This is a genomic window from Fibrobacter sp. UWCM, assembly GCF_900129735.1.
Lineage (GTDB): Bacteria > Fibrobacterota > Fibrobacteria > Fibrobacterales > Fibrobacteraceae > Fibrobacter.
Genome location: NZ_FQWR01000025.1, coordinates 1 through 26,738, shown reverse-complemented (window position 1 = coordinate 26,738; position 26,738 = coordinate 1). Strand labels below are relative to the sequence as shown.

Annotated in this window: 27 protein-coding genes; 21 read left to right on the top strand and 6 right to left on the bottom strand. The window is 52.4% G+C overall.

What is annotated here, in order from left to right; translation table 11 throughout:
• Nucleotides 1-9 precede the first annotated feature (9 nt).
• A complete protein-coding gene (locus BUB22_RS13655; protein ID WP_073115990.1) occupies nucleotides 10-2,520 on the top strand; it encodes an FISUMP domain-containing protein in 2,511 nt (836 codons plus the stop codon).
• A 26-nt stretch (nucleotides 2,521-2,546) separates the two neighbouring features.
• Nucleotides 2,547-2,885 (top strand): hypothetical protein, encoded by a 339-nt coding sequence (locus BUB22_RS13650; RefSeq protein WP_143152023.1) that lies wholly within the window; start codon nucleotides 2,547-2,549, stop codon nucleotides 2,883-2,885.
• A 96-nt stretch (nucleotides 2,886-2,981) separates the two neighbouring features.
• Here the strand turns inward: BUB22_RS13650 and folD are convergent, their stop codons facing one another.
• On the bottom strand, nucleotides 2,982-3,821 hold the full coding sequence (gene folD, locus BUB22_RS13645) for a bifunctional methylenetetrahydrofolate dehydrogenase/methenyltetrahydrofolate cyclohydrolase FolD (RefSeq protein WP_072813350.1): 840 nt from the start codon (nucleotides 3,819-3,821) through the stop codon (nucleotides 2,982-2,984).
• 87 nt (nucleotides 3,822-3,908) lie between these two features.
• Entirely contained in the window at nucleotides 3,909-4,142 is a 234-nt protein-coding gene (locus tag BUB22_RS13640) for a hypothetical protein (RefSeq protein WP_073115988.1), read from the bottom strand.
• A gap of 267 nt (nucleotides 4,143-4,409) precedes the next feature.
• Here BUB22_RS13640 and BUB22_RS13635 point away from each other — a divergent pair, with 267 nt between their 5' ends.
• The 4 genes from BUB22_RS13635 to BUB22_RS13620 all read left to right on the top strand — a co-directional run bounded on the left by BUB22_RS13635 (nucleotide 4,410) and on the right by BUB22_RS13620 (nucleotide 8,357).
• A complete protein-coding gene (locus tag BUB22_RS13635) occupies nucleotides 4,410-5,372 on the top strand; it encodes an FKBP-type peptidyl-prolyl cis-trans isomerase (RefSeq protein ID WP_073115986.1) in 963 nt (320 codons plus the stop codon).
• A 79-nt stretch (nucleotides 5,373-5,451) separates the two neighbouring features.
• Nucleotides 5,452-6,810 (top strand): amino-acid N-acetyltransferase, encoded by a 1,359-nt coding sequence (gene argA / locus BUB22_RS13630; RefSeq protein ID WP_073116025.1) that lies wholly within the window; start codon nucleotides 5,452-5,454, stop codon nucleotides 6,808-6,810.
• A 123-nt stretch (nucleotides 6,811-6,933) separates the two neighbouring features.
• Complete coding sequence (locus tag BUB22_RS13625) at nucleotides 6,934-7,524, top strand: nitroreductase (RefSeq protein WP_073115984.1); 591 nt, start codon at nucleotides 6,934-6,936, stop codon at nucleotides 7,522-7,524.
• Nucleotides 7,525-7,628: 104 nt separating this feature from the next.
• Nucleotides 7,629-8,357, top strand: a complete 729-nt coding sequence (locus tag BUB22_RS13620) for a DUF3800 domain-containing protein (RefSeq protein WP_073115982.1) — start codon at nucleotides 7,629-7,631, stop codon at nucleotides 8,355-8,357.
• 136 nt (nucleotides 8,358-8,493) lie between these two features.
• Here BUB22_RS13620 and BUB22_RS13615 read toward each other — a convergent pair whose 3' ends face one another.
• Entirely contained in the window at nucleotides 8,494-9,180 is a 687-nt protein-coding gene (locus BUB22_RS13615; RefSeq protein ID WP_073116023.1) for a CatB-related O-acetyltransferase, read from the bottom strand.
• 142 nt (nucleotides 9,181-9,322) lie between these two features.
• Between BUB22_RS13615 and BUB22_RS13610 the strand changes: the two genes are divergently transcribed.
• From BUB22_RS13610 to BUB22_RS13565, 10 genes are all read left to right on the top strand, one after another.
• Nucleotides 9,323-10,780: a glycoside hydrolase family 5 protein gene (locus BUB22_RS13610; RefSeq protein ID WP_073115980.1), complete on the top strand. Its 1,458-nt coding sequence runs from the start codon at nucleotides 9,323-9,325 to the stop codon at nucleotides 10,778-10,780.
• Between the two features lie 19 nt (nucleotides 10,781-10,799).
• The gene (gene folE / locus BUB22_RS13605) at nucleotides 10,800-11,366 is read left to right on the top strand and encodes a GTP cyclohydrolase I FolE (RefSeq protein ID WP_073116020.1); all 567 of its coding nucleotides are present in this window, start codon (nucleotides 10,800-10,802) and stop codon (nucleotides 11,364-11,366) included.
• A gap of 111 nt (nucleotides 11,367-11,477) precedes the next feature.
• Nucleotides 11,478-12,770: a poly(ethylene terephthalate) hydrolase family protein gene (locus tag BUB22_RS13600; protein ID WP_083535552.1), complete on the top strand. Its 1,293-nt coding sequence runs from the start codon at nucleotides 11,478-11,480 to the stop codon at nucleotides 12,768-12,770.
• 80 nt (nucleotides 12,771-12,850) lie between these two features.
• The gene (gene glgA / locus BUB22_RS13595) at nucleotides 12,851-14,074 is read left to right on the top strand and encodes a glycogen synthase (RefSeq protein WP_072813364.1); all 1,224 of its coding nucleotides are present in this window, start codon (nucleotides 12,851-12,853) and stop codon (nucleotides 14,072-14,074) included.
• Nucleotides 14,074-15,225 carry a macro domain-containing protein gene (locus BUB22_RS13590; protein WP_073115976.1) on the top strand — a complete coding sequence of 384 codons (1,152 nt, stop codon included), beginning with the start codon at nucleotides 14,074-14,076 and terminating at the stop codon, nucleotides 15,223-15,225. Before glgA ends, BUB22_RS13590 begins: the two co-directional genes overlap by 1 nt.
• Before the next feature lie 172 nt (nucleotides 15,226-15,397).
• Nucleotides 15,398-16,057 (top strand): vWA domain-containing protein, encoded by a 660-nt coding sequence (locus BUB22_RS13585; RefSeq protein WP_073116018.1) that lies wholly within the window; start codon nucleotides 15,398-15,400, stop codon nucleotides 16,055-16,057.
• A gap of 158 nt (nucleotides 16,058-16,215) precedes the next feature.
• Nucleotides 16,216-16,707 carry a hypothetical protein gene (locus tag BUB22_RS13580; protein WP_073115974.1) on the top strand — a complete coding sequence of 164 codons (492 nt, stop codon included), beginning with the start codon at nucleotides 16,216-16,218 and terminating at the stop codon, nucleotides 16,705-16,707.
• Between the two features lie 39 nt (nucleotides 16,708-16,746).
• Nucleotides 16,747-17,232: a hypothetical protein gene (locus BUB22_RS13575; protein ID WP_073115972.1), complete on the top strand. Its 486-nt coding sequence runs from the start codon at nucleotides 16,747-16,749 to the stop codon at nucleotides 17,230-17,232.
• A 113-nt stretch (nucleotides 17,233-17,345) separates the two neighbouring features.
• A complete protein-coding gene (locus tag BUB22_RS13570; protein ID WP_073115970.1) occupies nucleotides 17,346-18,980 on the top strand; it encodes a right-handed parallel beta-helix repeat-containing protein in 1,635 nt (544 codons plus the stop codon).
• 24 nt (nucleotides 18,981-19,004) lie between these two features.
• Nucleotides 19,005-19,799, top strand: coding sequence for an FISUMP domain-containing protein (locus BUB22_RS13565; protein ID WP_083535551.1), 795 nt, complete (start codon nucleotides 19,005-19,007; stop codon nucleotides 19,797-19,799).
• On the opposite strand, the gene BUB22_RS13560 is transcribed toward BUB22_RS13565, so the two are convergent.
• The 3 genes from BUB22_RS13560 to BUB22_RS13550 form a co-directional block, all read right to left on the bottom strand.
• On the bottom strand, nucleotides 19,781-20,602 hold the full coding sequence (locus BUB22_RS13560; protein ID WP_073116016.1) for a TIGR02452 family protein: 822 nt from the start codon (nucleotides 20,600-20,602) through the stop codon (nucleotides 19,781-19,783). The genes BUB22_RS13565 and BUB22_RS13560 overlap by 19 nt on opposite strands.
• Before the next feature lie 187 nt (nucleotides 20,603-20,789).
• Entirely contained in the window at nucleotides 20,790-21,311 is a 522-nt protein-coding gene (locus BUB22_RS13555) for an Abi family protein (protein ID WP_073115965.1), read from the bottom strand.
• 458 nt (nucleotides 21,312-21,769) lie between these two features.
• Entirely contained in the window at nucleotides 21,770-22,126 is a 357-nt protein-coding gene (locus BUB22_RS13550; protein WP_073115963.1) for a helix-turn-helix domain-containing protein, read from the bottom strand.
• A gap of 141 nt (nucleotides 22,127-22,267) precedes the next feature.
• On the opposite strand from BUB22_RS13550, the gene BUB22_RS13545 reads away from it, so the two are divergent.
• From BUB22_RS13545 to BUB22_RS13525, 5 genes are read left to right on the top strand one after another with little or no spacing between them, the layout of a single operon-like run.
• Nucleotides 22,268-22,864, top strand: coding sequence for a restriction endonuclease subunit S (locus BUB22_RS13545; RefSeq protein ID WP_073115961.1), 597 nt, complete (start codon nucleotides 22,268-22,270; stop codon nucleotides 22,862-22,864).
• Nucleotides 22,865-22,866: 2 nt separating this feature from the next.
• Nucleotides 22,867-24,420, top strand: a complete 1,554-nt coding sequence (locus BUB22_RS13540) for a type I restriction-modification system subunit M (RefSeq protein WP_073115959.1) — start codon at nucleotides 22,867-22,869, stop codon at nucleotides 24,418-24,420.
• 6 nt (nucleotides 24,421-24,426) lie between these two features.
• On the top strand, nucleotides 24,427-25,338 hold the full coding sequence (locus BUB22_RS13535) for an ORF6N domain-containing protein (RefSeq protein WP_073115957.1): 912 nt from the start codon (nucleotides 24,427-24,429) through the stop codon (nucleotides 25,336-25,338).
• Between the two features lie 5 nt (nucleotides 25,339-25,343).
• Complete coding sequence (locus tag BUB22_RS13530; RefSeq protein WP_073115955.1) at nucleotides 25,344-25,565, top strand: hypothetical protein; 222 nt, start codon at nucleotides 25,344-25,346, stop codon at nucleotides 25,563-25,565.
• Nucleotides 25,562-26,677, top strand: coding sequence for a RecQ family ATP-dependent DNA helicase (locus tag BUB22_RS13525; protein ID WP_073115953.1), 1,116 nt, complete (start codon nucleotides 25,562-25,564; stop codon nucleotides 26,675-26,677). The genes BUB22_RS13530 and BUB22_RS13525 overlap by 4 nt, the downstream gene beginning before the upstream one ends.
• Nucleotides 26,678-26,738 lie beyond the last annotated feature (61 nt).

The window sequence follows — 26,738 nt, the reverse complement described above, 5'->3', positions numbered from 1 at the left end:
GGAGGGAACATGAAGCATCTTCTTTCTATAGGCTTGATTGTGGTCTTGACGCAGGTGTTTTTTGCCTGCGGGGACGACGATTCCGACTTTATCGCCCGTGGCGACGGTTCCTCCCTGGAAGATGACTCGAGTGATTCCGACGGCGATGAGGATTCTAGCGAATCCAAAAGCGGTTCCAGTTCCAGCAGGAAGGGCTCCAGTTCCAGTTCCGGCGGGTCATCTTCTAGCGCGGGGTCCTCTTCGTCGAGATACACCTACGACGTCTCTAAGATTGAGAAGGGAACGTTTACCGACAAGCGCGACGGGCGCGAGTACAGGACCATTACCGTTGATGGAAGTATCTGGATGGCGGAGAACCTGAACTACGCGCCGGCATCTAGCCTCGGTTGCCACCAAGACGATGATAAGGACTGCACCAAGTATGGAAGAATCTATACCTGGGGCGAGGTTATCGATTCTACAAAATCCTATTGTGGGTACAACATTGTTTGTGACCAGCCTCTCCAGGGAATCTGCCCGGATGGATGGAGGATTCCGACGAGGGGGGATTGGGTGGCCCTGCTTAGTAAGTTCTACGGATCGACTCCCTCATTCTACGAGTATAAGGGGTTGGCTCCGGCTCTGTTTTCTAAGGATAACGCGTCGAGCTATCAGGGGACCGATGATTACGGGTTTACCGTTGCCATTCCCGAAAAAGGGACGAATAAATCGGCTGCGTTAAATTTCTTTACGGCTACACAAACTAGTGGTAGTGAAAATATCAGACCATATTTCATGGTATTTGACTCAAAAAATATCAATGACAAGGCGACTACGAATTTTGCGTTTCCTGCTGCATTGCGGTGCATAAAGGGAGACTTGGTTCCCAATCTAAATAATCCTACGACGACATTCGGTGTCCGTGGCGAGGACCGGAAGGTGTGCAATGGTGCTGAACCAAACAGTTCGCTTTCTACCCGAGCCTGCAACAAGAATGGCGAAAATAAGTGCTCCATATACGAAGACGGCAGCTTGAAAATCAATGGCAAGTATATGTATCTCGAGGCTAACGGCAAGAAGGCGTGCCCTTTCGAATGGCATATCCCGAGTGTTAGCGAGTGGAAAGACTTTCTCGCTTATGTCGGTGGCGAGTGCTTTGCCGGGTTTACGCTCAAGGCGCAGGAAGGCTGGGGCGATGACTATGCCTTTGACGCATTTGGTCTCGGCATCAAGCCCACGGATGGCGATGAGGCCAGGTTCCTGATAGGGGGGAGCAAGAAGGGCGAAATAACGGGAAGCGTCGTATTCGCGAAGGGCTCGAATATCGCGACAATCAAGGACGATACCGCGAACGTGTCCGGGCTGCTTTGCATGAAGGGGCGCCTCAAGGACGATACCTTGAGTTACATGAACCCTGAACTCGAGTACGGGGAATTTACCGACAGCCGCGATAACAGGACGTACAAGACCATAAACATCGGGCATACCAAGTGGATGGCGGAGAACCTGAATTTCGAGACGGACAGCAGTGTCTGTTTTGGAGGGTATCACGGAAACACGACATTCTCGTGTGTGCGCTATGGAAAGTTCTATCGGTATGAAGATGCTTTGACAGCCTGCCCTGCAGGTTGGCGACTCCCCACAAAGGAAGATTTTGACACGTTGGTGTATATAGCGACGCCTTATAAGCGCGCCAGTACCTTGGTTTCCCAGGAAAATGAAACCTACAAGGGGAACAACAGTTCGGGATTCTCACTTATAATGATGGGGTATATATGGAACGGCAGGGATGACTTTGGTGATACGGCTACCTACCTGTGGTCAAGTACGGAGCTTAATGATTCCCTTGTATATACCTTGGTCGCCTATAAAGGAACCTATACGGATACTGCAAATGTTGCTAAAGCGAATGCCATAAGGGACACGAAGTTTAACGTCCGCTGCGTGAGCGAAGAAAAAGTGGTGTACGGGTATAAGGGAACATACGGTACGCTTGTCGATGAACGCGATGGCCATGAATACAGGACCATAGAAATCAACGGCACGACATGGATGGCAGAGAACCTCAAGTACGAATCGGAAAATAGTACCTGCAAGCGCGATTCCTGCGACATCTACGGGCTGCACTACTCGTTCCCGTTCACCTCCCTTGTCATAGACCCCCTCTGCCCGGATGGCTGGCATATCTCGACCACTGCGGATTGGGATAGCCTGCTCGCCTTTGTCCGTGCGAACGATTCGGCGACATACGCCCTTGATTTGAGATACACGTTCAGGTGGCCTTCATACAACCAGGGTACCGACAAGTACGGTCTAGGTGTTATCCCGAACACCTGCTACCAGGATAATTCCGGCTACGATATTGTCAATGTCAGGGACGAGGCCGTGGCGTGCATTGGTGCAGAAGATGTCGAGAACAAGAAGGGCTACTACTACATCATGTCGTCGAACGGAGTCAATAGCGTGCGCAAGAACGTCTACAAGAGATCCATTGATAGCGACCGCTACCGCTATGGAATCCGTTGCGTCAAGGACAAGTAACTCTTGCAAAAACTATATTTGTCCATATGAAATTTGTTTTAGCGTGTCTTTTGTTGTGCGTGTCGCTTCCTTTTGCGCAACTCGTGCAGAAGAAGGCTTCCGCGCAGAATGATGCCGTCGATTCGGTCGTCATTCCGGGGGCGACGAAAAACAGACCGTTAGTTTATTCGGACAGTGCGACGCTGCGTAACGAACGTGCTGCATCCGATGCGAAGGCCGCGATGGATCTCAATTATTCGAACGATTCCCTCACGGGAACGCTGATTGGTATTGGCGCGGAATATGTCGGCCAGATCATGAAGAACACGCTCTCGCCCAATTCCGCCGAAGCGGACGCCGTTGAACTGGAACGCACCAGACGGTAACTAGTTCTGAGTTCGGAATTCGGAATTACGAATTAGAATAGTCGCGGCGAAGCCGCCTAACTAAACAACTCTGAACTCTGAAATCCGAAATCCGAATTATCCTAAATACTTTTCGCCGCTTTCCACGCTCTGGTAGATGAGCGTGTTGATGGTCATGGGGCCCACGCCGCCCGGAACCGGGGTATACGCGCTCGCCACGTCGTCGAGACCCTTCTCGATATCGCCCACGCCACCCGGATGGTAGCCGGCGTCGACCACGACCGCACCCTGCTTGATCCATTCCTTCTTGATGAACTCGGGCTTGCCGACCGCACCTACCAGGATGTCGGCTTGCTTCACGAATTCGGGGAGGTTCTGCGTCTTGCTGTGGCAGATGGTCACTGTGCAGTCCGCGTTCAGGAGCATCATGGCCATGGGCTTGCCGAGGATCGCGCTACGGCCCACCACGACGGCGTGCTTGCCCGCGAGCGGGATGTTGTATGCCTTCAACAGGCGCATGATGCCTGCGGGAGTTGCGCAACCGTAGGCGGGTTCGCCCATCGCCATGCGGCCAAAGCCCAGGCAGGTCACGCCATCCACGTCCTTGCGGGCGTCGATGGCCTCGAAGGCGGCGCGCTCGTCGATGTGGCGCGGAACCGGGTGCTGCAGCAAAATGCCGTGCACGTCTCGGTTGTCGTTCAGTTCCTGAATCTTGTTGAGCAGTTCCTCGGTGGTGGTGTTCTTCGGAAGCACCACGCGGATGCTTTCCATGCCCACGCGGGCGCAGGCGTTGCCCTTCATCTTCACGTAGGTGGCGCTCGCCGGGTCGTCGCCCACCAGGATGGTGGCGAGGATGGGGGTCTTGCCCGTCTTTTCCTTGAGTTTTGCCACGCGGGCGCTGAGTTCTTCTTCAGTGGTCTTGGCGAGTGCCTTGCCGTCGAGGATGAGTGCTGCCATAATGTCTCCGGTGCGCAGGATGCGCGAAAATTACGGAGTAAAGATAGAAATAAAAAGAAAACCCTGCGCTGGATGGCAGGGGTTGCCTTACACGACCACGTCGAGAATGGCGGGGATGACCAGGCAGAATATTGCCCACGGGTACGATAGCGCGCCGGGGAGCCAGCCGGTAGATCCGGACTTGGGCGCCATGTGCGGAACGGCGTGCGTGGATACCTTGATGGAGTCATCAAGTGCGACCTTGATGTTTTCGACAGAGGAGTCGAATAGGCTCTTATTTTCGGCGGCTTTCGCCACTATATTCATAAAGTTGCTATTCATGTTATTCTCTCTTTCCATCCCTCGTGTATAAAAATAGAAACGTTTTACATGGAATGCAAGTATTCTTGTAACTTGGCGTTTACAAATTGTCCATAATGTGAATCGCCTCACAAATCGGGTAAAAAATGCCCGAAATGGTGCGAAAAAGCGGGTTTTGTCCAAACTTGCACTGGGAAATGCCCGTTTTTGCCCGAAAAAAGTTGGTCTACTGGAACGAAAATTCCTAATTTTTTGTGTGTTGAACATCACACCACGGAAAGGAACGCCATGAATCTGACCCGCTTTACCCTCCTTGCTGCCTCCTGCGCCACCCTGCTTGCCTGTGGCGGGAACAAGAATGCCGCCCCCGCGACGGACCCGGCTCCGGCCCCCGCTCCTGCGGCTGCACCCGCCCCTGCTCCCGAAGTGAAGGTTTCCCTCGATAGCACGGTCGACCGCTACAGCTACGCGCTGGGCATGGATCTCGGCAAGGCGATTGCCAACATAAACGTTCCCCTCAAGCTGGACGTGATTATCGCCGCTATCAAGGACGAGGTGGACACGACCCGCAAGGTGCTCATGACGGATTCCGCATCCGAACAGGCGCTCCAGGGCCTGTTGCTCCAGATGCAGAAGCAGAAGGAGGCCGATGCGAAGGCTGCCGCCCAGAAATCTCTCGATGAGCAGGCGCAGTTCCTGGCGAAGAATGTGCTGGATTCTACGGTCAAGGTGACCACGAAGGGTGTGCAGTACAAGGTGGTCAAGGAAGGTACCGGCATTACCCCCAAGGTGAGCGACAAGGTGCAGGTCCACTACATTGGCGCCCTTCTGGACGGTACGGAATTTGACAACAGCGTGAAGCGTGGCGAACCGCTCGAGTTCCCGGTGAATGCCGTGATCGAGGGCTGGCAGGACCTGCTCCAGGTGATGAAGGAAGGCATGAAGGTGAAGGCCTGGATCCCGAGCGCCCTTGCGTACGGCGAGGCGGGCGTTCCGCCGATGATCCCCGCGAATGCCCTCCTCGTGTTCGATGTGGAACTCCTGAAGGTGTATGCCGAGACCCCGGCCGTGGATAGTGCTGCCGTGGCGCCGGCCGATACGGCTGCGGCTAAGGCTGCTGACCCCGCTGCTGCACCTGCCGAGGCAAAGGATTCCAAGAAGGCCGAACCCGCCAATGCTTCGACAAGCGCGCCGACCGATGCCAAGAAACCGGCCGCGAAGGGTGCAAAGAAGCCCGCCGCGAAGAAGTAACGCGAAATTGCGGGCCTGAAAAGGCTAAAATTTGTGGATGCGGCCCTTGACGGGGTCGCGTTTTTTTATGTTTATGTACATGAATAACACTGCGTCCGATTTCTATTCCCAGCACTTCGAAGTTGCCGGATTCATCCGGGAAGTGTTCGGCTATATGGACCGGTTCAAGGGCCAGCTGTTCGTGTTGAAGATTGACGACGGCCTGATGGACCATCCGCTGTTCCCCGTGCTCATGCGGGATATCGCCCTGCTGCACAAGGCGGGTATCCGCATCATTATCGTGCCGGGTACGCGAAACAGTATCGACGCACAGTTGAAGGCCTGGGAACTTGAAAGCAAGTTCGAGGGTGGCGTTCGGCTTACGAGCGAGGAGGCCCTGCCCCTCATTGAGCAGGCGAGCCTCGGGGTTGCCCAGCGCATCATGAGCCACCTCACGGCGAGCGGCCTGAGCGGTATCCAGGGCAACTGGGTGCTGGCCCGGAGCCTTGGCGTGATTGGCGGCGTGGACTACATGCGCACCGGAAAGATCGAGCGGATCCAGCGCGATATTCTGGAGCAGTTGCTTGACGAGAATTTCGTGCCTATCATTCCGCCTATCGGCTGGAACAAGATCGGGCATGCCTACAATATCAGTTCTACGGAACTTGCGACCGAAATCTGCAAGTACATGCAGGTGGGCAAGCTCTTCTTTATCGGTAACGAGAACGGCATCAAGCTCAAGGGGCTCGTGACTGGCAAGAACACGAAGTACCTGGAGCCGACGGACTCGGGCGTGATTTCGGCACTGGACGTGGACCAGGCGAAGGAACTGCTGGAACTCAATTCCGACGTGCTCGACTTCGCGCAGATGGACTACCTGATGAACGCCATCCGGGCGTGCGAGGCGGGCGCGAACCGCGTGCATTTGCTGAGCGGTGAATTCCAGGGCAGCGTGCTGCAAGAAGTATTCAGCGCGCGGGGCGACGGTACCATGGTGTACGCGAACCAGTACTCCAGTATCCGGCCCGCGAACATTGAGGACATCCCCGATATCCTGCGCATCATGCAGGACTACATCGCGAAGGGCTACCTGGTGCCGCGTACGCAGGAAAGCATTTCCGAGAAGCTCAAGGACTACGTGGTGTACAGCATCGACAACAGCATTCACGGTTGCGGCGCCTTGCACGAGTTCGAAGACGGGATGGCCGAGGTCGCGGGCATCGCGGTGGGTGCGAACTACCGCAAGTCGGGCATTGGCGATGCCATCGTGCGGCACCTGATTTCTGTCGGGCGCATGAAAGGCTACAGTAAGCTGTTCTTGCTGACCACGCAGGCGCTTGACTGGTTCTACCACTTCGGATTCGAGGATGGTTCGGTCGAGGATTTGCCCAAGAGCAAGCGCGACCACTACAACCAGAAGCGGAACTCGCGTATCCTGATCCTCCCGTTGGACAAGTGACACGCAAGTGTCATCCTGAGCGGAGTGCGAAGCACGAAGTCGAAGGATCTATTTTTCATTCGTCATCCCCGCGATCCCTAATTCGTCATCCCCGCGAAGGCGGGGATCTCCAAGGAAAAGAATATGAACACACTCGAAGCAATACGCACACGTCGCAGTACCCGCAAGTTCAAGGCACAGCCTGTGGAACTCGAGAAGTTGAAGCAGATTGTCGAGGCGGGTCAGTTTGGCCCTACCGGCGGCAACGCTCAGACGAATCACTTCTTCGTGATTTCGGATGCTTCGGTGATTGCGAAACTCAAGGAACTGGTGCAGGCCGCGTTCGCGAAGATGGAACTCCGTGAAGACCTGTACAAGAGCCTCAAGAATTCCATCACGCTTTCCCGCAAGGGCAACTACTCGTTCTGCTATACGGCGCCTGTTCTGATTGTAGTCGCGAACAAGAAAGAATACGGCAATAACATGGCCGATGTCGCCTGCGCTGTGGAGAACATGATGCTTGCGGCGAACGAGCTCGACCTGGGCAGTTGCTACATCAACCAGCTCAAGTGGCTGAACGAAGACCCGACGCTCCTCGAATACCTGCGCGGTTTTGGCTTGCGCGATGACGAACGCGTGTACGCCTCCGTTGCCATCGGCTATGCCGATACGGAGAGTGGCCTCCCGAACCGCGCGGAATCTCCGCGCGTCGGCAACGAAGTCGTGTTCGTGTAATTTTTGTATATTATTCCTTGCACCAGAAAAGGTGGTATTATGGATCATTTTCCGCTTTGCGGAGTGGTCCATTTTTGTTTTTAATAGGTCTAAGTGGTGAAAAAATGAGACGAACGAAGGCATATTATTACTTTGACGAAGCGGGGGATACCGCGATTCTTGGACGCAAGGGTGTTAATCTCATTGAGAAGGGTGAGGCGAGCAAGATGTTTATGGTGGGGTATCTGGAGACTACAAAACCACAGGAACTCACTCGGGCATTGAACGACCTACATAAGGATATTTGCGAGGATGAATTGTATGCGGGCATACCGTCCATGGAAAAGACTCGAATATCATTTCATGCGGCCAAAGATTGTGCTGAAGTTCGTGATAGGGTTTTCCACCTTCTGAAGAAACTTGATTTTTCATACTACTGCGTGGTTCTGAAAAAAGAAGAAGCCTTCTTTAGAAATATGTTTGACTTTAAGGATGCCGCCATATACAAGTATGCAGTTGAGAATTTGTTAGAGAATCGATTGCATCTGTATTCAGAAATCGATTGCTATTTTTCATCGCTTGGAAACGTTGTTCGTAAGGACACGATGCAAAGCGCCATAAACTCTGCAATAGAGCGATTCAAGACGAAAAGTTGCTTGGACAATCCGAGTGTCATCAGGATTTTTATCCAACAGTCTAAAGAGCGTCCCCTATTGCAGGCTTCGGACTACGTATTGTGGACTATTCAGCGTGCATACGAGAAAGGGGATTTTCGCTATTATAATTACTTGAAGGAAAAGATTTGTCTTGTCTGCGATATAATTCCGCTAAATAAAAAAACGGATCCCGTATAAGGCTAGGTTTCTATCGAAACGCATGGCATGAAGCCCGCTTTCACCTTAATGGGACCTGTTTTCAATAAAAATACAAAAATTTTAGTAGAAAGTCAACAATTATTTGTTTTTGAATGAAAATTGGCCCCCAAATTTTTTACTCTTCTTCTGGGGTATTCCTCTCAATATCAGAAAAGGCGGTATTAAGCATCTCTTTAACTTTTCTCTTGACTTCTGTCAAGTCGCTGCTCGTGAGTACCGGGATAAGCGAGTTTATTTCTTCGATGGGTTTGTCCCACCAGCGCCATTCGAGCATCAGGTTTGTGAGTTCTTCGTCGAAACGCTTGCGTATAAATTGCACCGGGTTTCCTGCGACAATCGTGTAGGGCTCCACATTGCTGCCAACGACGCTGCTTGCGCCAATAATCGCACCGTCGCCGATATGTACTCCGGGGAGTATCGTTACGTTCTGGCCAATCCACACGTCGTTCCCGATAATCGTGTCGCCCTTGAGCGGCATGTCTGCGGGTGCGGGCGCCTTCATGTCCCAGCCTGCGAGCGTGTAGAACGGGAAAGTCGAGACCGCGTTCATCTGGTGGTTTGCCCCGTTCATCACGAACTCCACTCCCGCAGCAATCTGGCAGAACTTGCCGATAACTAGTTTGTCGTTGTTCCACGGGTATAGGTGAGTCACGTGGCTTTCGAACTCGCTGTCGGCAATGTAGGTGAAGTCGCCCACGACTATGTTCGGGTTCTTGAGTGTCGGCTTCACGTAGATTTCCTTGTCGTAGCCCGCAATCGGGTGTACTGCCATCGGGTCGGGAATGTTATTTGGCGTTGTCATAATTCCAAAATACATTATTTGTGTACAAGATTGACATCTTGTCAACGGAAAAAATGCCGGATGGTCGCCCGCGGGCCGTAAATCCATATATATTTCAGGTGTTGTTTGAAGTGAAGGCGTCTTTACGCCTTAAAGGGATGTTATGCTTAAAAGCAGACTCAGGACTGCGGCGCTGGCCTCTTCCTTCTCCGCGGCGTCGCTTGCTGTGCTCGCGAATGCCGAAACGCTCCCGACTGCGGGCGAAATGTTCAACAAGATGGGTTTCGGGATTAACATCGGCAACACGATGGAAGTTCCAGGCAACCCCACGGGCTGGGGCAACAAGTTCCCGACAGAAGCCTACATCGATTCGGTGAAGGCGACGGGGTTCAGCACCATACGCATTCCCTGCGCCTGGGACAGCCACGCTAAGGACGGCGTCATCAACGAAAGCTGGATGGACTCGGTGCAGACGGTGGTGGATATGTGCATGCGCGCTGGCCTCGTGACGGTCCTGAACATCCACTGGGACGGTGGCTGGCTCGAGGAGAACCTGAAGGACGAAAAGAAGGACGAGGTGAACGCGAAGCAGAAATCCTACTGGACGCAGATTGCGACGCGTTTCAAGGACTATAACGAGAACCTGCTCTTTGCGAGCGCGAACGAGCCCGCGACAACCGACGACAATTACAGGCACGAGACGGAAATCCTGATGGAGTACCACCAGACGTTCGTGGATGCCGTGCGCGCAACGGGCGGCAACAATGCGAGCCGCACGCTCGTAATCCAGGGGCCCTCCACAAGTATCGACCGCACGACCGAGGTGATGCCGGTATCAAAGCTCCCGAAGGACGTGATTGAAAACCGCCTGATGGTCGAGGTGCATTTTTACGACCCGTACACCTACACACTCTTGAACGATATTGTTGACTGGGGCGCGCAAGTTTATCCGCAATACTACTGGGGCGATGACCTTGCGACCGGTGCAGACATCGTGCACAACTGCGGTTACAACGCCTGGGCGGGCGCGATGGGCGACAAGTGCACCAGTGCGCAGATTCAGGAACAGTTCGGCAAGATGAAGACGAACTTTGTGGACAAGGGCGTGCCCGTGATTATCGGCGAGTTCGGCGCGAACGACCGCGTGGGCGTGCTGACGGGCGACAACTACGCGAAGCACCGCGAGGGCCGCCTTGCCTATTACGACGCCGTGATGAAACTCGCGAAACAGAACAAGGTGGTGCCCATCGCCTGGGATACCGGTCACGAGGGTGAAAACAACATGACGATTATCCGCAGGCAATCCGCGCCGGACGGCTCCGTGTTCGACATGGACGTGCTGAAGATTATGCGCAGTGCCTACGGGCTCGGCGACTACGTGAACGGCGGCGAAACGACGGGAATCGTGAACGGCGCGCAGTTGGGTGAGGGTTTGGCGCGTGCGACCCCCGGGATTCTGCGCGTGGGCAACCGCCTGGAATCTGCGGGCGAGATTAGGCTGTTCAACCTGAACGGAACGCTTGTCCGCACCGCGATAAACGGCATGTCGCTCGAAAACATTCCGCACGGTATATATATTGCCAAGGGCGCTGGCGCCTTGGTGAGAGTTGATATCCGGTAATTTTTCTATCTTTGCCCGCATGAACTTGAAGATGATGGAAGACGGCTTCCGGATGATTCTCACCGGCATGGGCGAGAATCCGAACCGCGAAGGCTTGCTCGATACGCCGAAGCGTGTCGCGAAGATGTATGCCGAGCTCATGACCGGCCTTTCGGGCGAGATGCGTGCCGAAGACATTCTCAAGACGCGTTTCCACGAGAAGTACGACGAGATGATTATCGTGCCGGATATCGAGTTCGCGAGCATGTGCGAACATCATTTTCTGCCGTTTACGGGCAAGGCCCACGTGGCCTACATTCCGGGCGACTGCGTGGTGGGCCTTTCCAAGATTCCGCGCGTGGTGGAATTCTATGCCCGCTTCCCGCAAATCCAGGAACGCATGACCCGCCAGATTGCAGAACTCATCCAGAAGGAACTGAACCCGAAGGGAGTCGCCGTGGTGCTTGAGGCATCCCACATGTGCATGACCATGCGCGGGGTAAAGAAGCCCGGCGCCACGATGGTCACGACCCAGCTCTTGGGCCGTTTCAAGACCGACGAGAAGACCCGCGCCGAGTTCATGTCGCGCATCTACGCGCCCCGGTAAACAGCCCCTTTTGGATTTATTGTCCATAGAAACTCGCGAAAACCGCGAGTTTTTCCTTTTTTTGCAAGGTATCTTTATATGCGGTTACGGAGTAAATCAAGGAGTAATACAATGAAATCTCGATTCTTCAGGAATCTGGCGAAGGGCCTCGTGGTTGTTGGCGCCGCCCTTGCCGTTGTCAACTGCGACGAATCTACCGTTTCCGCCGCTGCGGCCGATGCCCAGCAGCACGGTGCCGACCCGAGCCTCCTCAGTTCCTCGGGCATGGCCGACCCCGCCCAGGTGGGTGATGTCGACCCGACTCTTGCTTCCAGCAGCTCTACCGATATTATCGGTGGTGGCGAAGTTGATCCTTGGGCTGACCCTTGCGTGGCCTCTAGTTTGCCCGATGCTTGCGGCCCCGGAACAAATCCGGTTGCAAACCCGACGAGCAGCGCAGATGTGAATCCTGCTTCCAGTGCGGATGTCACCCCGGCTAGTTCCGAAACGGTCATACCTGCTTCTAGCGAAACGGTGAAGCCGCAGTCCTCTTCTAGCGAAGCGAAGGTCGTTTCTTCTTCCAGCGAAGAAGTGAAGCCCGCCGTTCCGAAAATTTTCCTCGCGAACGACAAGGAAGAAGAAAAAAACTATATGGAAGTTGAGTACAAGACAAGGACAGGCTGGGATGGGGAAGGAATCCTCGCATATCCCAAGCGTCTGACCGACAATCCAGACCAGAAGCACGCCATTGTGGTGTGGGGCCCGGGTGGTGGTACTCAGCCGAGTGCATACGAGGGCATGATTCGCCGTCTTGCCTCCCACGGTTTTGTGGTGATTGCCCTCAAGGAATCTCCGGGCAATGCGACCCAGGCCATCAAGGCTCTCGACTGGCTGGATGGGCTGAACAAGGACTCGAATAGCCCGCTGTTTGGCAAGCTCGACATGAATACGGTCGGTTGCTCGGGTCACTCCATGGGCGGTCTCGAATCCGAACAGGCCCTCATCAAGGACAGGCGCGTGCTTACCGCGTTCCTCAACAACAGCGGAGACTGGGGCGGAGCCGGTGCCATGAAGGTGGCGACCGACCGGACTATCGCTATCCTCTACGGTGAAGGCGGCATGGAACGCGGCAACGCCGAGAACGATTACAACAACGCGAATGTCAAGGCGCCTGCATGCCTTATCCAGATGACGGGCGGCAAGGGTACCGAATGCTACGAAGTTTCCCCTGGCCGCAGGGAATGCGGTTACGGTCACGGTTCCGGTTCCTGGGACGGCATGGCTGCGACGGTTGCCTGGATGCGCTGGCACCTCGGTGGCGAGGAATGGCGCAAGGCTGACTTTGTCGGCACGAGCGGCAAGTATATCGACGGCAATATTGCCGGCTACGATGGCAAGTGGAAAGGCCAGTGCAAGAACTTCTAAGAATTTCCACACTCACTCCAAGCACCTCGCCCCACAGGCGGGGTGTTTTTGTATAATTATTGGTGAAAAGGAGTTCCTTCATGAACGCAGCAATTCTTACTAACGAGTTTCCGCCGGAAATTTACGGCGGTGCAGGTATCCACGTCAAGTTCCTTACGCAGGAGCTTTCGAAACTTTGTCACATCGAGGCGCGCTGCTTCGGGAGCCAGGATGTCGACGAGGACAATGTCCGTGCAATCGGGTTTTCGCGCAAGCTGGGCCTGGACCCAGCCGACGACCGCTTCCAGAAGATTTTCAAGCCGCTCGATATCAACCTGCAGTGGGCCGCTACCCTCAAGGATATCGACGTAATCCATTGCCACACCTGGTACAGCCACTTCGGTGGCGTGCTCGCGAGTCGCCTTCTGCAGTGCCCGCTAATCCTCACCACGCACTCGCTGGAACCGCACCGCCCGTGGAAGGCGGAGCAGCTGGGCGATGGCGGTTATGCCATGAGCTGCTGGATTGAACGCACCGCATACGAGGCCGCCGACGGCGTGATTGCGGTGAGCCAGGGCATGAAGCGCGACGTGATGAAGCTCTATGGCGTGCCCGAGGACCGCGTGAAGGTTATCTACAACGGCATCGACCCGGAATTCTACGCGCCGACGTTCAATGCGGGTATCCTCGAGAAGTGGGGCGTGGACCCGAACCGCCCCTACGTGCTGTTCGTGGGCCGCATTACGCGCCAGAAGGGCATTAGCCAGCTTATCCAGGCCATTCCGCAAATCGACAAGAAGGCGCAGGTGGTGCTCTGTGCGGGTGCTCCCGATACGGTGGAACTCGCCGAGGAATGCAAGTCGCTTATCGAAAAGGTCCAGGCCTCCCGCGACGGCGTGGTGTGGATTCAGGAAGCCGTCCCGCACGAGGAACTCCGCGTGCTCTACAGCCATGCGACCGTGTTTGCCACGCCCTCGCTCTACGAGCCGTTCGGGATAATCAACCTCGAGGCGATGAGCTGCGGGACCCCGGTGGTGGGTTCTGCGGTGGGCGGGATTCCCGAGATTATCGTGGACGGCGAAACCGGATTCCTGGTGCCGCTCAAGCACGTGTCCGAGACGGATTTCGAGCCTGCCGACCCGAAGGCCTTCCAGACCGACTTTGCGAACAAGCTAAACAAGGTTCTCGCAGACCCGGAACTCGCGAAGAAGATGGGCGAGGTGAGCCGCAAGCGTGCCGTAGATGTGTTCAGCTGGAAGTCTATCGCCAAGCAGACGTACGACTTTTACCAGGAATGCATCGAGCGCTACAAGAAAAGTAAGTAATGCCCCTCGAGATTGTACGCAACGACATTACCAAGGTCAAGGCCGACGCCATCGTAAATTCCGCGAATAGGCAACCTGTTTGCGGGGGCGGTACCGAATACCAGATTTACGAGGCCGCAGGCCACAAAGATTTGTTGAAGGCCCGCGAGCAGGTCGGCCCGCTGGATGTTGCCGAGGTGGCGGTGACGCCCGCGTTCGCGCTGGACGCGAAGTACATCATCCATACCGTGGGCCCCAAGTGGATGGGCGGCAAGTCCGGCGAAATGCTTGCGCTTGCGGGTTGCTACCGTAATGCCCTCGAGAAGGCGAAGGAACTGGGTTGTGAGTCCATCGCCTTCCCGCTTATTTCCAGCGGTGTGTTCCGTTTCCCGAAGGATTATGCCGTAAGGATTGCGACGCAGGCTATCGGCGAGTTCTTGCAGACAAACGAAATGATGGTAACGCTTGTGGTTTTTGACCGCAAGGCGTTCGAAGTTTCCGAGGATTTGTACAGCGATATCCAGGCGTTTATCGACGATAATTACGTACAAGATAAATACGGCGACGTGCGCAGGTATGCAAGGCGGCGCTGGCAAGGTCGCAACGTTTTCGATGTAGAGCGGTACGATGCGTTTGAGAAATGGGGCGACGAGGCTCTTGACGAAGCTGCTGAATGCAAAGACCAGGCCCTGGAATGCGAAAACATGGCCCTGCAATCGCCACAGATTCCTGACGGGGAACCGCGCATTTGCTCCATGTCGCTTGCCTGTGCCAAGCCCAAAGAGGATGCAGAAAAGGGCTCGGCAAGCCTCGATGACATTCTCGCGAAACCCGGCGAAACCTTCTGCGACAAACTGTTCAATCTCATTCACGAAAAGAACCTGGACGACGTGGAAGTCTACAAGAAGGCAAATCTCGATCGCAAGCATTTCTCGAAAATCCGCAGCAATGTGAAGTACAAGCCCACCAAGAAGACTGCCCTCGCGCTCGCCATCGCGCTCCACCTGAACATGGACGAGACGGTCGATTTGCTTGCCCGTGCGGAACTTGCGCTTTCGCCCTCCAACAGGGGCGACCTGGTCGTTTCGTACTTTATCGAGCGCGGAATGTACGATATCTGGGAAATCAATAACATGCTTTTCAAGTTCGGGTTGCCGACTCTAGGCGTATAACTGCCAAAATTCGCTCAAAAACGCCAATTTAAAATGTCGCCTGTCAGGCGACCAAAACGCCTCCTGTAACATCTATTATTGCCATCGTTAACCGGTCGCAAATGTGAAGGTGCGAACGCACCAAGCCAGCGACCACTACCTAAGCCGCACGAATAGCGGCACGGAGGCAATCATGAAACAGGGACTCACCGAAATCGTATTTATCCTGGACCGCAGCGGTTCCATGAGCGGGCTCGAAAAGGATACTATCGGGGGCTTCAACGGCACCATCGACAAGCAAAAACAGGAGACGGGCGAGGCGTATGTCTCTACCGTCCTCTTCGACACCGAAATGGAAGTGCTCCACGACCGCACCCCGCTTGCCAACATTGCGCCGCTCACCGAAAAGGAATACTACGCCCGTGGCTGCACCGCGCTCCTTGACGCCATCGGCGGGGCAATTCACCACATCGGCAACGTGCACAAGTACGCCCGCGACGAAGACCGCCCCGAAAAGACCATCTTCGTCATCACTACCGACGGCTACGAGAATTCGAGCCGCAAGTACACCGCCGAACGCGTGAAGCAGATGATTGAACGCCAGAAGCAGAAGTACGGCTGGGAATTCATCTTCCTCGGTGCAAACATCGACGCCATCGAAACCGCAAGGAACTTCGGCATTGACGAGGATCGCGCTACAAACTACGTGAACGACGGCGCGGGAATCAAGATGATGTACGAGGCGGAATGCTGCCTGATGAGCGACATCCGTAACAACCGCAAGAACACCCGCCAGTGGAAGGCAAACGTCGATGCCGACTACGCAAAGCGCGGCAACTGCAACGGGAAATAGCCATGTGCGGCGGCTGCCTTACAGGGATATTCTTGATGTTCCTGTTTATCTATGCAATAATTTTTTAGGTAAGCAGGAACGAAAGAATACTATTTATGTCATTTTATGACGTAAATATAATGTATATTTATGGTTGAACCACAATGCGGCGAGGGAATATGGCTCCGGGGAAATACATAGGTCAGGTCTTTACGGAAAAAGTTGAAATCTGTGAAGGTGAATCAACTTTCGAAAACTGCGTCTTTGAAGAAGGCGTGCTGGTTAAAGGAAATACCAAAAGTCATTTCTTGTCGGGCGAATTTCCGTCGGCCTCTTTTAAGGCCTGCTCGTTCCGTGGAGAAAATGAACCGAGTGTGTCGCTGTGGCATTTTGCGCAGTGCTCGTTTGTCAATTGCCAGATGTTTTCCGAAAACTGCGTTACGCTACGTATAGATGCTGGGGCGCATGGGACGTTCAATAACTGCAAGATAGATTACACAAAGTGTGCCGCAGCTATTATGATAGAAGCTTCGGGGGACTTTGAAAATTGTTCCTTCCGTTGTTCGGGTGACGTTGTGGGGGAATTGTCTGCGCTTCCGGTATACTTCGATGCAAATAATAAGGAAAGGACGCGCTTTGTCAATAACACGCTGAATGGTGAACGCCTGTAATTTTCATATATTTTATCCGGCTAAAAAAGGAGTTTCGCAATGCCGGAACAAGTCTTGACGCATGAATCGCTGGTGCAGTTTTTCGGGGAAGAGGAATTCAAGAAGTTGTGCAATCACGAGGCGGGCCACGCGCTTGTCGCGTTCCTGTTCAAGCGCCCGCTGGATTACGTGAAGATGAACAATTCCAGGGAGCAGCCGGGCACCACGCACATCGCGGGTACGGAACTCGAGGGCGACGCGCATATCGCGATGGCGGGCCATATCGCGGAATTCCTGATGCGCAAGGATTTCAAGTGCGACCTCGATACCGTCATGAAGGAACTGCCTATGGAGCTCTACAAGAGCGATCCGGATTACCAGAAATTCCAGGCGGCGTGCTACTATTTTCAGCTGGCCGAGACGAACGTGGTCGAGCAGGATTACAACATCCTGATGGCCTGCCAGAAGCCACTCTGCAAGATTGCAGAGGCCCTGAATGAACGCGCCTACCTGAGCCGCGCCGATATCGAGGCTATTTTCAAGTAATTTCGCCGTTTCTTTTGCGGTGCTGTACCGGGTTGCCGAAAATTAGTGTATATTCGTGAGTACGGGCTTTGCCCGTGCTTTTTTGTGGATTAGGACAATTCGCGGAGTCGGACATGCGCCTGAAAAAATGGAACAGTAGAGTATTTGCATTCTCGCTCGCATTCGCGGCGCTGCAATCTTTCGGAGCCGTTTACTACGTGGCCACTGACGGCAACGACAACAACGCCGGTACAAAAGCAAAACCCTTCGCCACGCTCAACAAGGCGAATACCGTGGTGCATGCGGGCGATACCGTGTGGGTGCGCGGTGGCATCTATGACCTGCGCGATACGGTCTTTTTCGCGCGGTACAAGATGACTGCGGCAATCGTCCTCACGGCAAGCGGCGAGAGCGACGACAACCGCATCCATTACCTGGCCTACCCGGGCGAGCGTCCGATTTTTGACGGTGCGAACCTCCCCGTGGCCGCAGGCACGGACCATAGCGACGGCACGCCCGAGGGAGCGATGTACACGTCGCCCATCGTGATTTCGGCGAAGTATCTGCACTTGAAGGGTTTTGATGTCCGTAACACGCCCATGAAGCACAATTCCAATTCCGGCGTTTTCCTTTACGCGAGCAAGCACATTTTCTTGGAGCAGATTGATAGCCACCACAATGCGGGTCCCGGATTCTTCGCGAACGACGGCGCGCCAGATGGCGGCGGACACATCTTCTTGAACTGCGACGCGCACGACAACTACGACCCCTTGGGCTGGCAGGGTGACGGCGAAAATGCCGACGGCTTCGGCGCGCATTACCAGAAACCCGGCGAGGGCGATACCACCAAGTTCATCGGGTGTCGTTCCTGGTGGAACAGCGATGACGGCTTCGACTTCATTAACCAGGAATTCCCCGTGGTGCTGGAAAACTGCTACGCCATGGGGAACGGCTACAGCGACTACGGACTTGGAAACCCGAAGAACGGCAACGGGCACGGCATCAAGATGGGCGAGAGTACCCTCGGCGGTGGGCGGCATACCATCAAGTTCTGCGCCGCCTGGAAAAACAAGGCTACGGGCTTTTACGCGAACTACACCGGCGTGGGCAGCAAGTGGCTCAACAACACGTCGTACATGAACAAGGACCGCGAATTTGCCATGGCATCGACGCTCTTCGATTCCGAAGGGAACCGCATTGCCGAGGTGGCGCCCCTCACCGGTGACAACGCGCACGTGCTCAAGAACAACATTGCCTTCCCGAACAAGAATTCGCAAGTCGGGGAGTGCTGGGAGTATATACCAAGTCAGAACATCGACCGTTATGTGGAATGCCCCGCCGGCGAGAACAACACATGGAACCTGAATCTCGACTTGACAGAAGACGATTTTGAAAGTCTCGACGACCCGAGCATGACCGTCACCGGCAAGGACCTCTCGACCATCGCGGGAATCTTGGGCCCGCGTAACGCTGACGGAAGTTTGCCCGACGTGGGATTCTTGAAACTTAAGAAAGGAAGCCGAGCCATCGACAAGGGCGAAAATTTGGGATTCCCGTTTGTGGGCGAAGCGCCCGACCTCGGAGCGTTCGAATACGGAATGAGCTCGAGTAGCACGACATCGCTTTTCAGGAAAGTTGTCCGCAATTCTCGTGACCTCAAGTCTCGCTCGGTGAAGGCTTTCGATTTGCAGGGGCGTTTCCTTGGAAAGGTGCCGGTTGAGTATGGCGTAGACTTTGTTCCCAACAAGAATGTATATTTAAAATACTAAACGCTTTAACATAGGGAGTTACAGATGAAATTTTATCCTTTATTTGCCGCTTGCTCCATTTTGGCCGTTACCCTGATTGCGTGCGGGGACGATTCGTCATCGGGCGCAAAAGAAGAACCATTGCCAAGTTCTTCATCAGAAGAAATCACGTCTAGCGAGACTGTGCCAGAAAGCAGTTCGTCTGTAGTGCTCTCTACTATAATCAACGAGGATTCGACCATTATCGATCCGCGCGATTCTAGTACATATAAAGTCATTAAATTCGGAGATCAGATTTGGATGGCGGAGAACATGAAGTATTCGCCCGAAGACACCCTCTGTGAAAAAGGTATTGGGGATGAATGCCTTTATACCTGGTCCGAAGCGATGGGTAAAGGACACGACTACGATCGCAAGTGGCTGGCCATCAGAGATACGACAGGATTCCAGGGGCTTTGTCCGCCCGGGTGGCATGTCCCTTCCGCAAAAGAAGCTTTGGCATTGGAAAAAAGTTTGCGCAGACTTCTGGAACATGGATACGAAAGCGAGTATTTCTGTTCTTCGGTGGTTCAGGAGGATATGTTAAAAGAAGACGGAAGCCGTGATAACTATTGTGAAGCTTACGGTGCTGACGGCCTTTCCAATGGCTTCAACATGCATTTGATTGGGGATCGAAGTGGTTTCTGGCTCGTTGAAGAAGACAACGATCCCTTTACTTGCACTATCGCAAGTGCAGTGACTTTCTGGGGAGGGTCAATTTGGGTGGATGATTTCCCGAATTCAAGAAAGGATAACCTGTACAACCTTCGTTGCGTCATGAACTATTCCGACCCAAGATAATTGCAGAATTCCCTGTAGTTCTGCTCAAATCCGGGGCGGCAGAATACCGCGAACTCGATGGTCTTGAAGGCGAAAAGGTAGTCCTTGATAACCTCGGCAGAGGCAGCCGCCACGACCTTCGGGTCGTTCATGAATGCCCCGCAGCCGAACGCGCCCAGCACGATGTTTTCTACTTTGTTCAAAATGGCGATATCCAGGATGCGGCGGAGCCGCTTGGTGTGCAGCTGCTTGAGCGCCTCGTCCGTAATGTTGACATCTCCATAGCGCAGGTTCGGTGCCGCGCACGTGATGACATCCACGTTGTACCAGTCCGTTTCGCCTAGCAGTTCGGGGGCCGAGACATCGGTCTTGAACACGGTCACACCCGGCGTGTAGATGCAGTCGTCGGTATGCAATGCGGTTCTGTTGCGGCAATGCGGCTCGTAGAAGAGTTCCCACATCTTTTGGTCGGTAAGGCAGCTGTACAGGGTGGAACACCTGCAGAGGCATTCTTCCTGTGCGCCTGCACCCGTCGTGACGCCACCGCCCGGGTGCGATGCCGAGGCGAAGTTGAGCACCGCGACCCTGGTGCCCGCATACGCCTGCGCCGCCTCGAACGTGCGCTTCTGCGAAACGACGACCTTGGCCCGCTCCGCATGGATGTTTCGGCTGTCGATGGCGACGCCCTCGCGTTCGCCCGTAAACTTCTGCGTCCGCCTTGACTGCGCGATGGACTCGCGGAGCCGCGCGTTTGTGCGGCAACGTTCCGCCGTGTCGTTGAACACGCTGACATTCAATTCTCTATAATTGATTTTATTCTGCATACTTTTAATATCGCTTATTTGCGGGGAAATGTCAAGGGGACGGGGGATGGGCAACTCTAATTAGCATTGAAATAAATCCTGTTTCTGCCAATCTTCTGGAAACCCTAGAGAGGGCAATTGTTCTGGTCGAATCATTTTCATAATCGATTTCAGCTTGTTCTTGAAATCGTGTTTCGGGGAACAAATATCAAGTAGAGTTATAATGATGCATATTGATAGATAGATTCGGTCTTGAATAGTGTGCACAAATGTTACGGACTAGATTCAGGTGCTGAAACCAACTTGTCAAAACCTTTATTGAAGACTTGTTAAAACCAAAGTATGTGGCGATTTTTGTTTTAGCGGCAATGTTGTTGTTCAGATTGGAGAAAATCTTTGACACGGTACCGAAAGTTGTAGTTTCGAAGATCATCCATGCTGGTGGCGATACGGCAGTATCGTATTCACTTTCGTAATGTTGCTTAAATACTTCGCGTGAACGCTGCCAATGTTTTTTAAGCTCTGTTAGATTTTCGGAAAATAACCTTTCGCTATGGCATAGAGTTGGGTCTTCATACCATCGCGAACCGTATGTGATAGCCATTTGATAGGCTAATTGTGATCGAACAGCGATTTCAATATGGCCTAAGGCATCTACAACCAGATTGAGAAGTAGTTCTGCTTGCTGTTCTAATGTCAGGGGTGGTTTGTTGTAGATTTTGGAGGTCATCGTGCCTCCAAATAAAAAAAGAACCTCGCTGGGTGCGCATTGTTAAGAGGCGTGCAAGGTTTTCTTGCACATAATATACTTTTTTTAAAGTTATAAGTCAAGTCATTTGTCATTTTTCGTTATGTTTCTTGATAAGGTTGTAGAGTAGGTTCAACACATTTTTCAACAGATTGTTGAAAAATAGGGTGTTTTTGTATTCTTGGGGGGGATGCTCTTGCGGTGTTGTTGGCGGGGGCCTTCCCCGGCGTTACCTGGCGCGGCTTTCGTCGCACACTCGAGCAGGTCGTGTTCCTGCCAGCTATCCAACAACATCGACAAGAAGGTTGATGCGCCTCGTCGCGGATGCACGTACGGGCCAGAGGCCTATGCCGACTGTCACGAGGATTGTCGAATTATCGAGATAAATATAAATAATCTTTCTGCAGAGTGCAATAGGGATGGTGTTTCAGATGCCGTAATTACACGAACTCGACCACGAGCTGTTTGCCGAGGGCGTGTGCCAGCTTGTAGAGCGTTTCGACGGAAGGCGAGCCCTTCGGAGTCTCGAAACGCTGGTACGCTTGCGGGGTGATGTTTGCGCGACGCGCCACCTCGCTCTTCTTTTGTCCCCTGCGCGCTTCGAATAGTTTGTATGCAATCTCGATTCGCGGGGAAAGCTCGACCGGGTAGAGCCCCTTGTCGGAATCGGGCATTGTTTTGGGGAGAATCATCGTGTTGCCGAGATCCAGGTCGCATTCCATCGCGCCGTCGAAGGCATCCTTCGCCTGCCTGAGGGCCTCCTCCTGCGTGTCGCCGAACGCGTTCAAATTTTCCATCTCTGATATTTATCGCGGTAATATTCTCGATTTCTCTTAATCACAAATTCTCCATAACAAAAAAATCTTCAAAAAACTATTGCATTCTTGGCTGAAATAACTTATATTACCATTATAAAATCACAAATTAACCATTGCAAAATGTTTTTAAAGGACGTTTCGAACATAAGAACAGGGCTGGTTACGGCCCGAAAACAGGCAAAAGGGCCCGAAAACGGCGATTTTCGGGAATATCGCCTGCTCAGCCTGCGCTGCATCAAGGAGCCGGGCGTCTTGGACGTGGGCCTTGCCGAACCGTATGCGGCCAACGACGAACTGAAACCGGAGTTTTTGACCCAGCAGAACGACATCCTGGTTCGTCTCAGTGCCCCCTACACGGCGGCCTTGGTCAACAAAGAATCGACCGGCTATGTGGTGCCCTCCCATTTCGCTATCATCCGCGTTGACAAGTCGAAGGTGGATCCTGCTTATGCGCTGTGGATTTTGCGCCAGCAATCCACTTTGAAGCAAATCTACCAGAATGTAAGCGGAACCATCGCGTTCGGCACAATCAATTCCAGTTTCTTCAACGATTTGAAAATCGACATCATCCCGCTAGAAAAGCAGCGGTTGATCGGTGCAATCCTGAAGCTTTCGGAACGGGAACAGGCCCTGCTTTCTGAACTCGCGAAGGCGAAAGCGGAACTGAACATGGCGATAATGGCCAATGCGTACAAAAGTTTAAGTAAAGGAAAATAGCAATGACGACAAAACAAAACATCGAAAAAGTCCTCTGGAATGCATGTGACAGCTTCCGCGGTAAAATCGACAGTTCCCGCTACAAGGACTACATCCTGTCCATGCTCTTCGTGAAATACTTGAGCGACGTGTATAAGGAAACCCGCGAAAAATACGAGAAGCAGTACAAGGGCGACAAACAACGCGTAGAACGAGCCATGAGCCGCGAGCGTTTTGTGATGGATGAATCCTCCACGTTCGATCACCTCTACGAAAAGAGGAACGACAACCAGATTGGCCAAAAAATCAACGTGGCATTGGCGGCAATCGAAAACAACAACAGCGCCAAGCTGCACGACGTTTTCCGCGCCATCGACTTCAACTCCACGGTTGACTTTGGTGAGCCCAAGGAAAAGAACGCGACCCTCAAGAACCTGCTGGAAGATTTCAAGGACCTTGACCTGCGCCCGTCGCAGTTGGACAATGCCGATATTATCGGCGATGCCTACGAATACATGATTGCAAACTTTGCATCGGATGCGGGCAAGAAGGGCGGCGAATTTTACACCCCGAACAAGGTGTCAGAACTTGTCGCGCGCTTGGTGAAGCCCAAGGAAAACGACCGCATTTACGACGGCACCTGCGGAAGCGGAGGCTTGTTGCTCAAGGCGTTTGCGCAAATCAAGAACCGCAAGGCGCGTATCTACGGCCAAGAACAGAACATGCAGACATGGGCTCTTTGCCGTATGAACATGTTCCTGCATGGTGTTGACGATGCCGTGATTTGGCAGGGCGACACGCTCTCGAATCCGGGCAATATTGAAAACGACCACCTGATGAAATTCCAGTGCATTGTGGCCAACCCGCCGTTCTCCTTGGACAAATGGGACAGCGGCTTCTTGGGCGAAGCTGCTGAAAATGAAAAAAAACAGAAAATGTCTGCCGATCTCGATCCGTATAAGCGCTTTGATTGGGGCGTTCCGCCGACATCCAAGGGTGATTACGCCTTCGTGATGCATTTCCTCCATAGCCTCGACGACGCAACGGGCCGCATGGGCATTGTGCTTCCGCATGGCGTGCTGTTCCGTGGTGCAAGCGAAGGCAAAATCCGCCAGACAATTATCGAAAAATTCAACTTCCTGGATGCGGTTATCGGGCTCCCGGCGAACCTATTCTATGGAACGAGTATTCCTGCGTGCATTCTAGTATTCCGCAAAAGTCGTGGTGCCAGCAATCGCGTGTTGTTCATCGATGCCAGCGGCGACGAGCATTACGAAAAGGGAAAGAACCAGAATGCTCTCCGAGAACAGGATGTTGAAAAAATTGTCGAAACTTACAAGACGTATCTTGAAGACCTGAGTTTTGGCGGCGAAGAAAAGTACAGTTACGTGGCGACGCTCGACGAAATCAAGGAAAACGACTACAATCTGAACATCCCGCGCTACGTAGATACCTTCGAAGAGGAGGCTCCCATTGATGTGGATGCGGTGCAGAAGGATATCGACCGTCTTGAAAAGGAACTTGCCGAAGTCCGTAAGCAGATGGCCCAAAAACTGAAGGAGATTAAGCGGGGATAGGAGAAAATGGAAAACGAAATCTCCGTAATACAGAACAAAATTGTTGCTGTGCGTGGTCAACAGGTGATGATTGACCGCGATATAGCAGAATTGTATGGCGTTGAAACTAAACGTTTGAATGAGCAAGTCAAACGTAATATTGAGCGTTTTCCGAAAGAATTCTGTTTCCAGCTGTCAGTTGTAGAACTTCAGGATTTAATGTCGCAAACAACGGCATTGCCTTTCGATAATCGTTCAAGGTCGCAATTTGCGACCTTGAACATTGAAAAAAAACGTGGTTCGAACATTAAATATATGCCCTATGTTTTTACCGAGCAGGGCGTCGCGATGCTTTCTGCGGTGTTGAAAAGTGAAACGGCAGTGAAAGCTAGTGTCCAGATTATGAAAGCCTTTGTTGCCATGCGGAAGTTCTTGTTGGCAAATGCACAGGTTTTTAACCGCCTTGATTCACTTGAAATGCGTCAGGTTGAATCAGACAAGAAAATAAACGAGCTGTTTTGCCGAATGGACAAATATTCAATTGATAATACCCAGGGAATCTTTTTTCAAGGCCAAATTTTCGATGCGTATGCAAAATTTGAAAATTTTATTGCTCAAGCAAAAAAAGAAATTGTGTTGATTGATGGCTATGTTGACTTGTCTGTTCTTGAACGGCTCGTGACGAAAAAAGAAGGAGTCGCGGTAAAGGTTTACACGTCTTCAAAGGCAAAATTGAAAGAGCAGGATGTGAAGAAATTCAACGAGCAGTATCCGCAACTTGATTTGAAATATACAGAAAAGATGCATGACCGTTTTATGATCATTGACGGGAAAATTCTGTACCATATTGGAGCATCGCTGAAGGATTTGGGCAAGAAGTGCTTTGCTTTTGAATTGTTGGATTCCAAGTTTATCGCTGATATTTTGGAGAAGGTGTAAAGAGCATGATGGTTGTGTGCGAAAAAAGGGAATGTCTTGTTGGCGTCAACAAAACATTTGGGGACCATTTTGCCGGCATTGGCAATATGGTGATCATGAAGTCACAATTTGTGACTTCACCAGATGACATCTGTTTTAAACGTACCGAATTCGATACGTTTAACCAAAAGTTTGGGCTTTTTGCGAAAAAATGGTCATTTGGTAAAAAATATGGGAGTGAAAAATGAACCGTCAAGAAGCTGAGCAAAAGTTAAAGGAAATCTTTGGATTCGCCCATTTTCACGACGCACAGTGGGTGGCGATTGAAAAAATTTTAAATAATGAACGCGTCTTGATGATTCAAAAGACTGGCTTTGGCAAGTCTCTCTGTTACCAGTTCCCTGCAACACAACTTGATGGCCTCACAATTGTCTTTTCCCCATTGATTGCCTTGATGCGCGACCAAGTGAATTCTCTCAACGAGAAGGGGATTGTCGCTAAGTGCATCAACTCGAACCAGACTCCTGAAGAAAATGAACAGATTCTGGAAGAAGCAAAGAACGGGAAAATTAAGATTCTGTATATCGCTCCGGAACGTCAAGGCAATATATCGTGGCAGGAAACCGTCCGTGAAATCAAGGTGGCCATGGTCGTTGTTGACGAGGCTCATTGCATTTCTCAGTGGGGCCACGATTTTAGACCGGATTTCAGGAGAATTGTCGATCTTGTCAATATCTTGCCGAAAAATGTTCCCGTGTTGGCCGTGACGGCAACGGCGACCAAACGAGTTCAATACGACATCCAGGAGCAAATAGGCGAGAACATGACCGTTTTGCGCGGAGACCTTTTGCGAGAAAATTTACGGCTATTTGTTGTTAAGGTTAAATCAGAAAATGAAAAGAAAATCCGCATTGCAGAATACTTGCAGCATTGCGATGGTTCTGGCCTTATTTATACGGGAACTCGCGTCAACACGCAAGTATATGCGGACTGGTTGAAGTTTGTAGGAATAGATGCTGAAATGTATAACGCCTCTTTGGAGGGCGAAGACCGGATTCGGATAGAACAGGGGCTTAAAGAAAACCGCTGGAAGGCTATTGTCGCAACGAATGCTTTGGGAATGGGCATTGACAAACCAGACATTCGTTTTATCATCCACACGCAAATGCCTCAATCTCCAATCCATTATTATCAGGAAATTGGCCGTGCGGGACGTGACGGCAAGCCTTCAGACATCATTCTGTTTTACAACGAGAATGTGGATAAAGACGGAGTCCCTTACGACAAAATGTTGCCCCTCAGTTTTATCAACGGAGCAAAACCCAAAACTGGACCATGCAGGAGTTTAATAAGAGGGTAGCATAAGCTACTATATTCATTGCGCAACCCCAAAAAGGTAAAACAATGGCAAAAGTCAACTA

What these genes read in the sequence shown, in the direction of transcription:
- BUB22_RS13615 (WP_073116023.1), bottom strand. Translation starts at nt 9,180, where the DNA reads ATGACAACGCCAAATAACATTCCCGACCCGATGGCAGTACACCCGATT.
- BUB22_RS13590 (WP_073115976.1), top strand. Translation starts at nt 14,074, where the DNA reads ATGCCCCTCGAGATTGTACGCAACGACATTACCAAGGTCAAGGCCGAC.
- BUB22_RS13620 (WP_073115982.1), top strand. Translation starts at nt 7,629, where the DNA reads ATGAGACGAACGAAGGCATATTATTACTTTGACGAAGCGGGGGATACC.
- BUB22_RS13585 (WP_073116018.1), top strand. Translation starts at nt 15,398, where the DNA reads ATGAAACAGGGACTCACCGAAATCGTATTTATCCTGGACCGCAGCGGT.
- folE (WP_073116020.1), top strand. Translation starts at nt 10,800, where the DNA reads ATGAACTTGAAGATGATGGAAGACGGCTTCCGGATGATTCTCACCGGC.
- BUB22_RS13650 (WP_143152023.1), top strand. Translation starts at nt 2,547, where the DNA reads ATGAAATTTGTTTTAGCGTGTCTTTTGTTGTGCGTGTCGCTTCCTTTT.
- BUB22_RS13535 (WP_073115957.1), top strand. Translation starts at nt 24,427, where the DNA reads ATGGAAAACGAAATCTCCGTAATACAGAACAAAATTGTTGCTGTGCGT.
- BUB22_RS13575 (WP_073115972.1), top strand. Translation starts at nt 16,747, where the DNA reads ATGCCGGAACAAGTCTTGACGCATGAATCGCTGGTGCAGTTTTTCGGG.
- BUB22_RS13550 (WP_073115963.1), bottom strand. Translation starts at nt 22,126, where the DNA reads ATGGAAAATTTGAACGCGTTCGGCGACACGCAGGAGGAGGCCCTCAGG.
- BUB22_RS13530 (WP_073115955.1), top strand. Translation starts at nt 25,344, where the DNA reads ATGATGGTTGTGTGCGAAAAAAGGGAATGTCTTGTTGGCGTCAACAAA.
- BUB22_RS13580 (WP_073115974.1), top strand. Translation starts at nt 16,216, where the DNA reads ATGGCTCCGGGGAAATACATAGGTCAGGTCTTTACGGAAAAAGTTGAA.
- BUB22_RS13525 (WP_073115953.1), top strand. Translation starts at nt 25,562, where the DNA reads ATGAACCGTCAAGAAGCTGAGCAAAAGTTAAAGGAAATCTTTGGATTC.
- BUB22_RS13655 (WP_073115990.1), top strand. Translation starts at nt 10, where the DNA reads ATGAAGCATCTTCTTTCTATAGGCTTGATTGTGGTCTTGACGCAGGTG.
- glgA (WP_072813364.1), top strand. Translation starts at nt 12,851, where the DNA reads ATGAACGCAGCAATTCTTACTAACGAGTTTCCGCCGGAAATTTACGGC.
- BUB22_RS13560 (WP_073116016.1), bottom strand. Translation starts at nt 20,602, where the DNA reads ATGCAGAATAAAATCAATTATAGAGAATTGAATGTCAGCGTGTTCAAC.
- folD (WP_072813350.1), bottom strand. Translation starts at nt 3,821, where the DNA reads ATGGCAGCACTCATCCTCGACGGCAAGGCACTCGCCAAGACCACTGAA.
- BUB22_RS13600 (WP_083535552.1), top strand. Translation starts at nt 11,478, where the DNA reads ATGAAATCTCGATTCTTCAGGAATCTGGCGAAGGGCCTCGTGGTTGTT.
- BUB22_RS13565 (WP_083535551.1), top strand. Translation starts at nt 19,005, where the DNA reads ATGAAATTTTATCCTTTATTTGCCGCTTGCTCCATTTTGGCCGTTACC.
- BUB22_RS13640 (WP_073115988.1), bottom strand. Translation starts at nt 4,142, where the DNA reads ATGAATAGCAACTTTATGAATATAGTGGCGAAAGCCGCCGAAAATAAG.
- BUB22_RS13540 (WP_073115959.1), top strand. Translation starts at nt 22,867, where the DNA reads ATGACGACAAAACAAAACATCGAAAAAGTCCTCTGGAATGCATGTGAC.
- BUB22_RS13555 (WP_073115965.1), bottom strand. Translation starts at nt 21,311, where the DNA reads ATGACCTCCAAAATCTACAACAAACCACCCCTGACATTAGAACAGCAA.
- BUB22_RS13610 (WP_073115980.1), top strand. Translation starts at nt 9,323, where the DNA reads ATGCTTAAAAGCAGACTCAGGACTGCGGCGCTGGCCTCTTCCTTCTCC.
- BUB22_RS13545 (WP_073115961.1), top strand. Translation starts at nt 22,268, where the DNA reads ATGTTTTTAAAGGACGTTTCGAACATAAGAACAGGGCTGGTTACGGCC.
- argA (WP_073116025.1), top strand. Translation starts at nt 5,452, where the DNA reads ATGAATAACACTGCGTCCGATTTCTATTCCCAGCACTTCGAAGTTGCC.
- BUB22_RS13570 (WP_073115970.1), top strand. Translation starts at nt 17,346, where the DNA reads ATGCGCCTGAAAAAATGGAACAGTAGAGTATTTGCATTCTCGCTCGCA.
- BUB22_RS13625 (WP_073115984.1), top strand. Translation starts at nt 6,934, where the DNA reads ATGAACACACTCGAAGCAATACGCACACGTCGCAGTACCCGCAAGTTC.
- BUB22_RS13635 (WP_073115986.1), top strand. Translation starts at nt 4,410, where the DNA reads ATGAATCTGACCCGCTTTACCCTCCTTGCTGCCTCCTGCGCCACCCTG.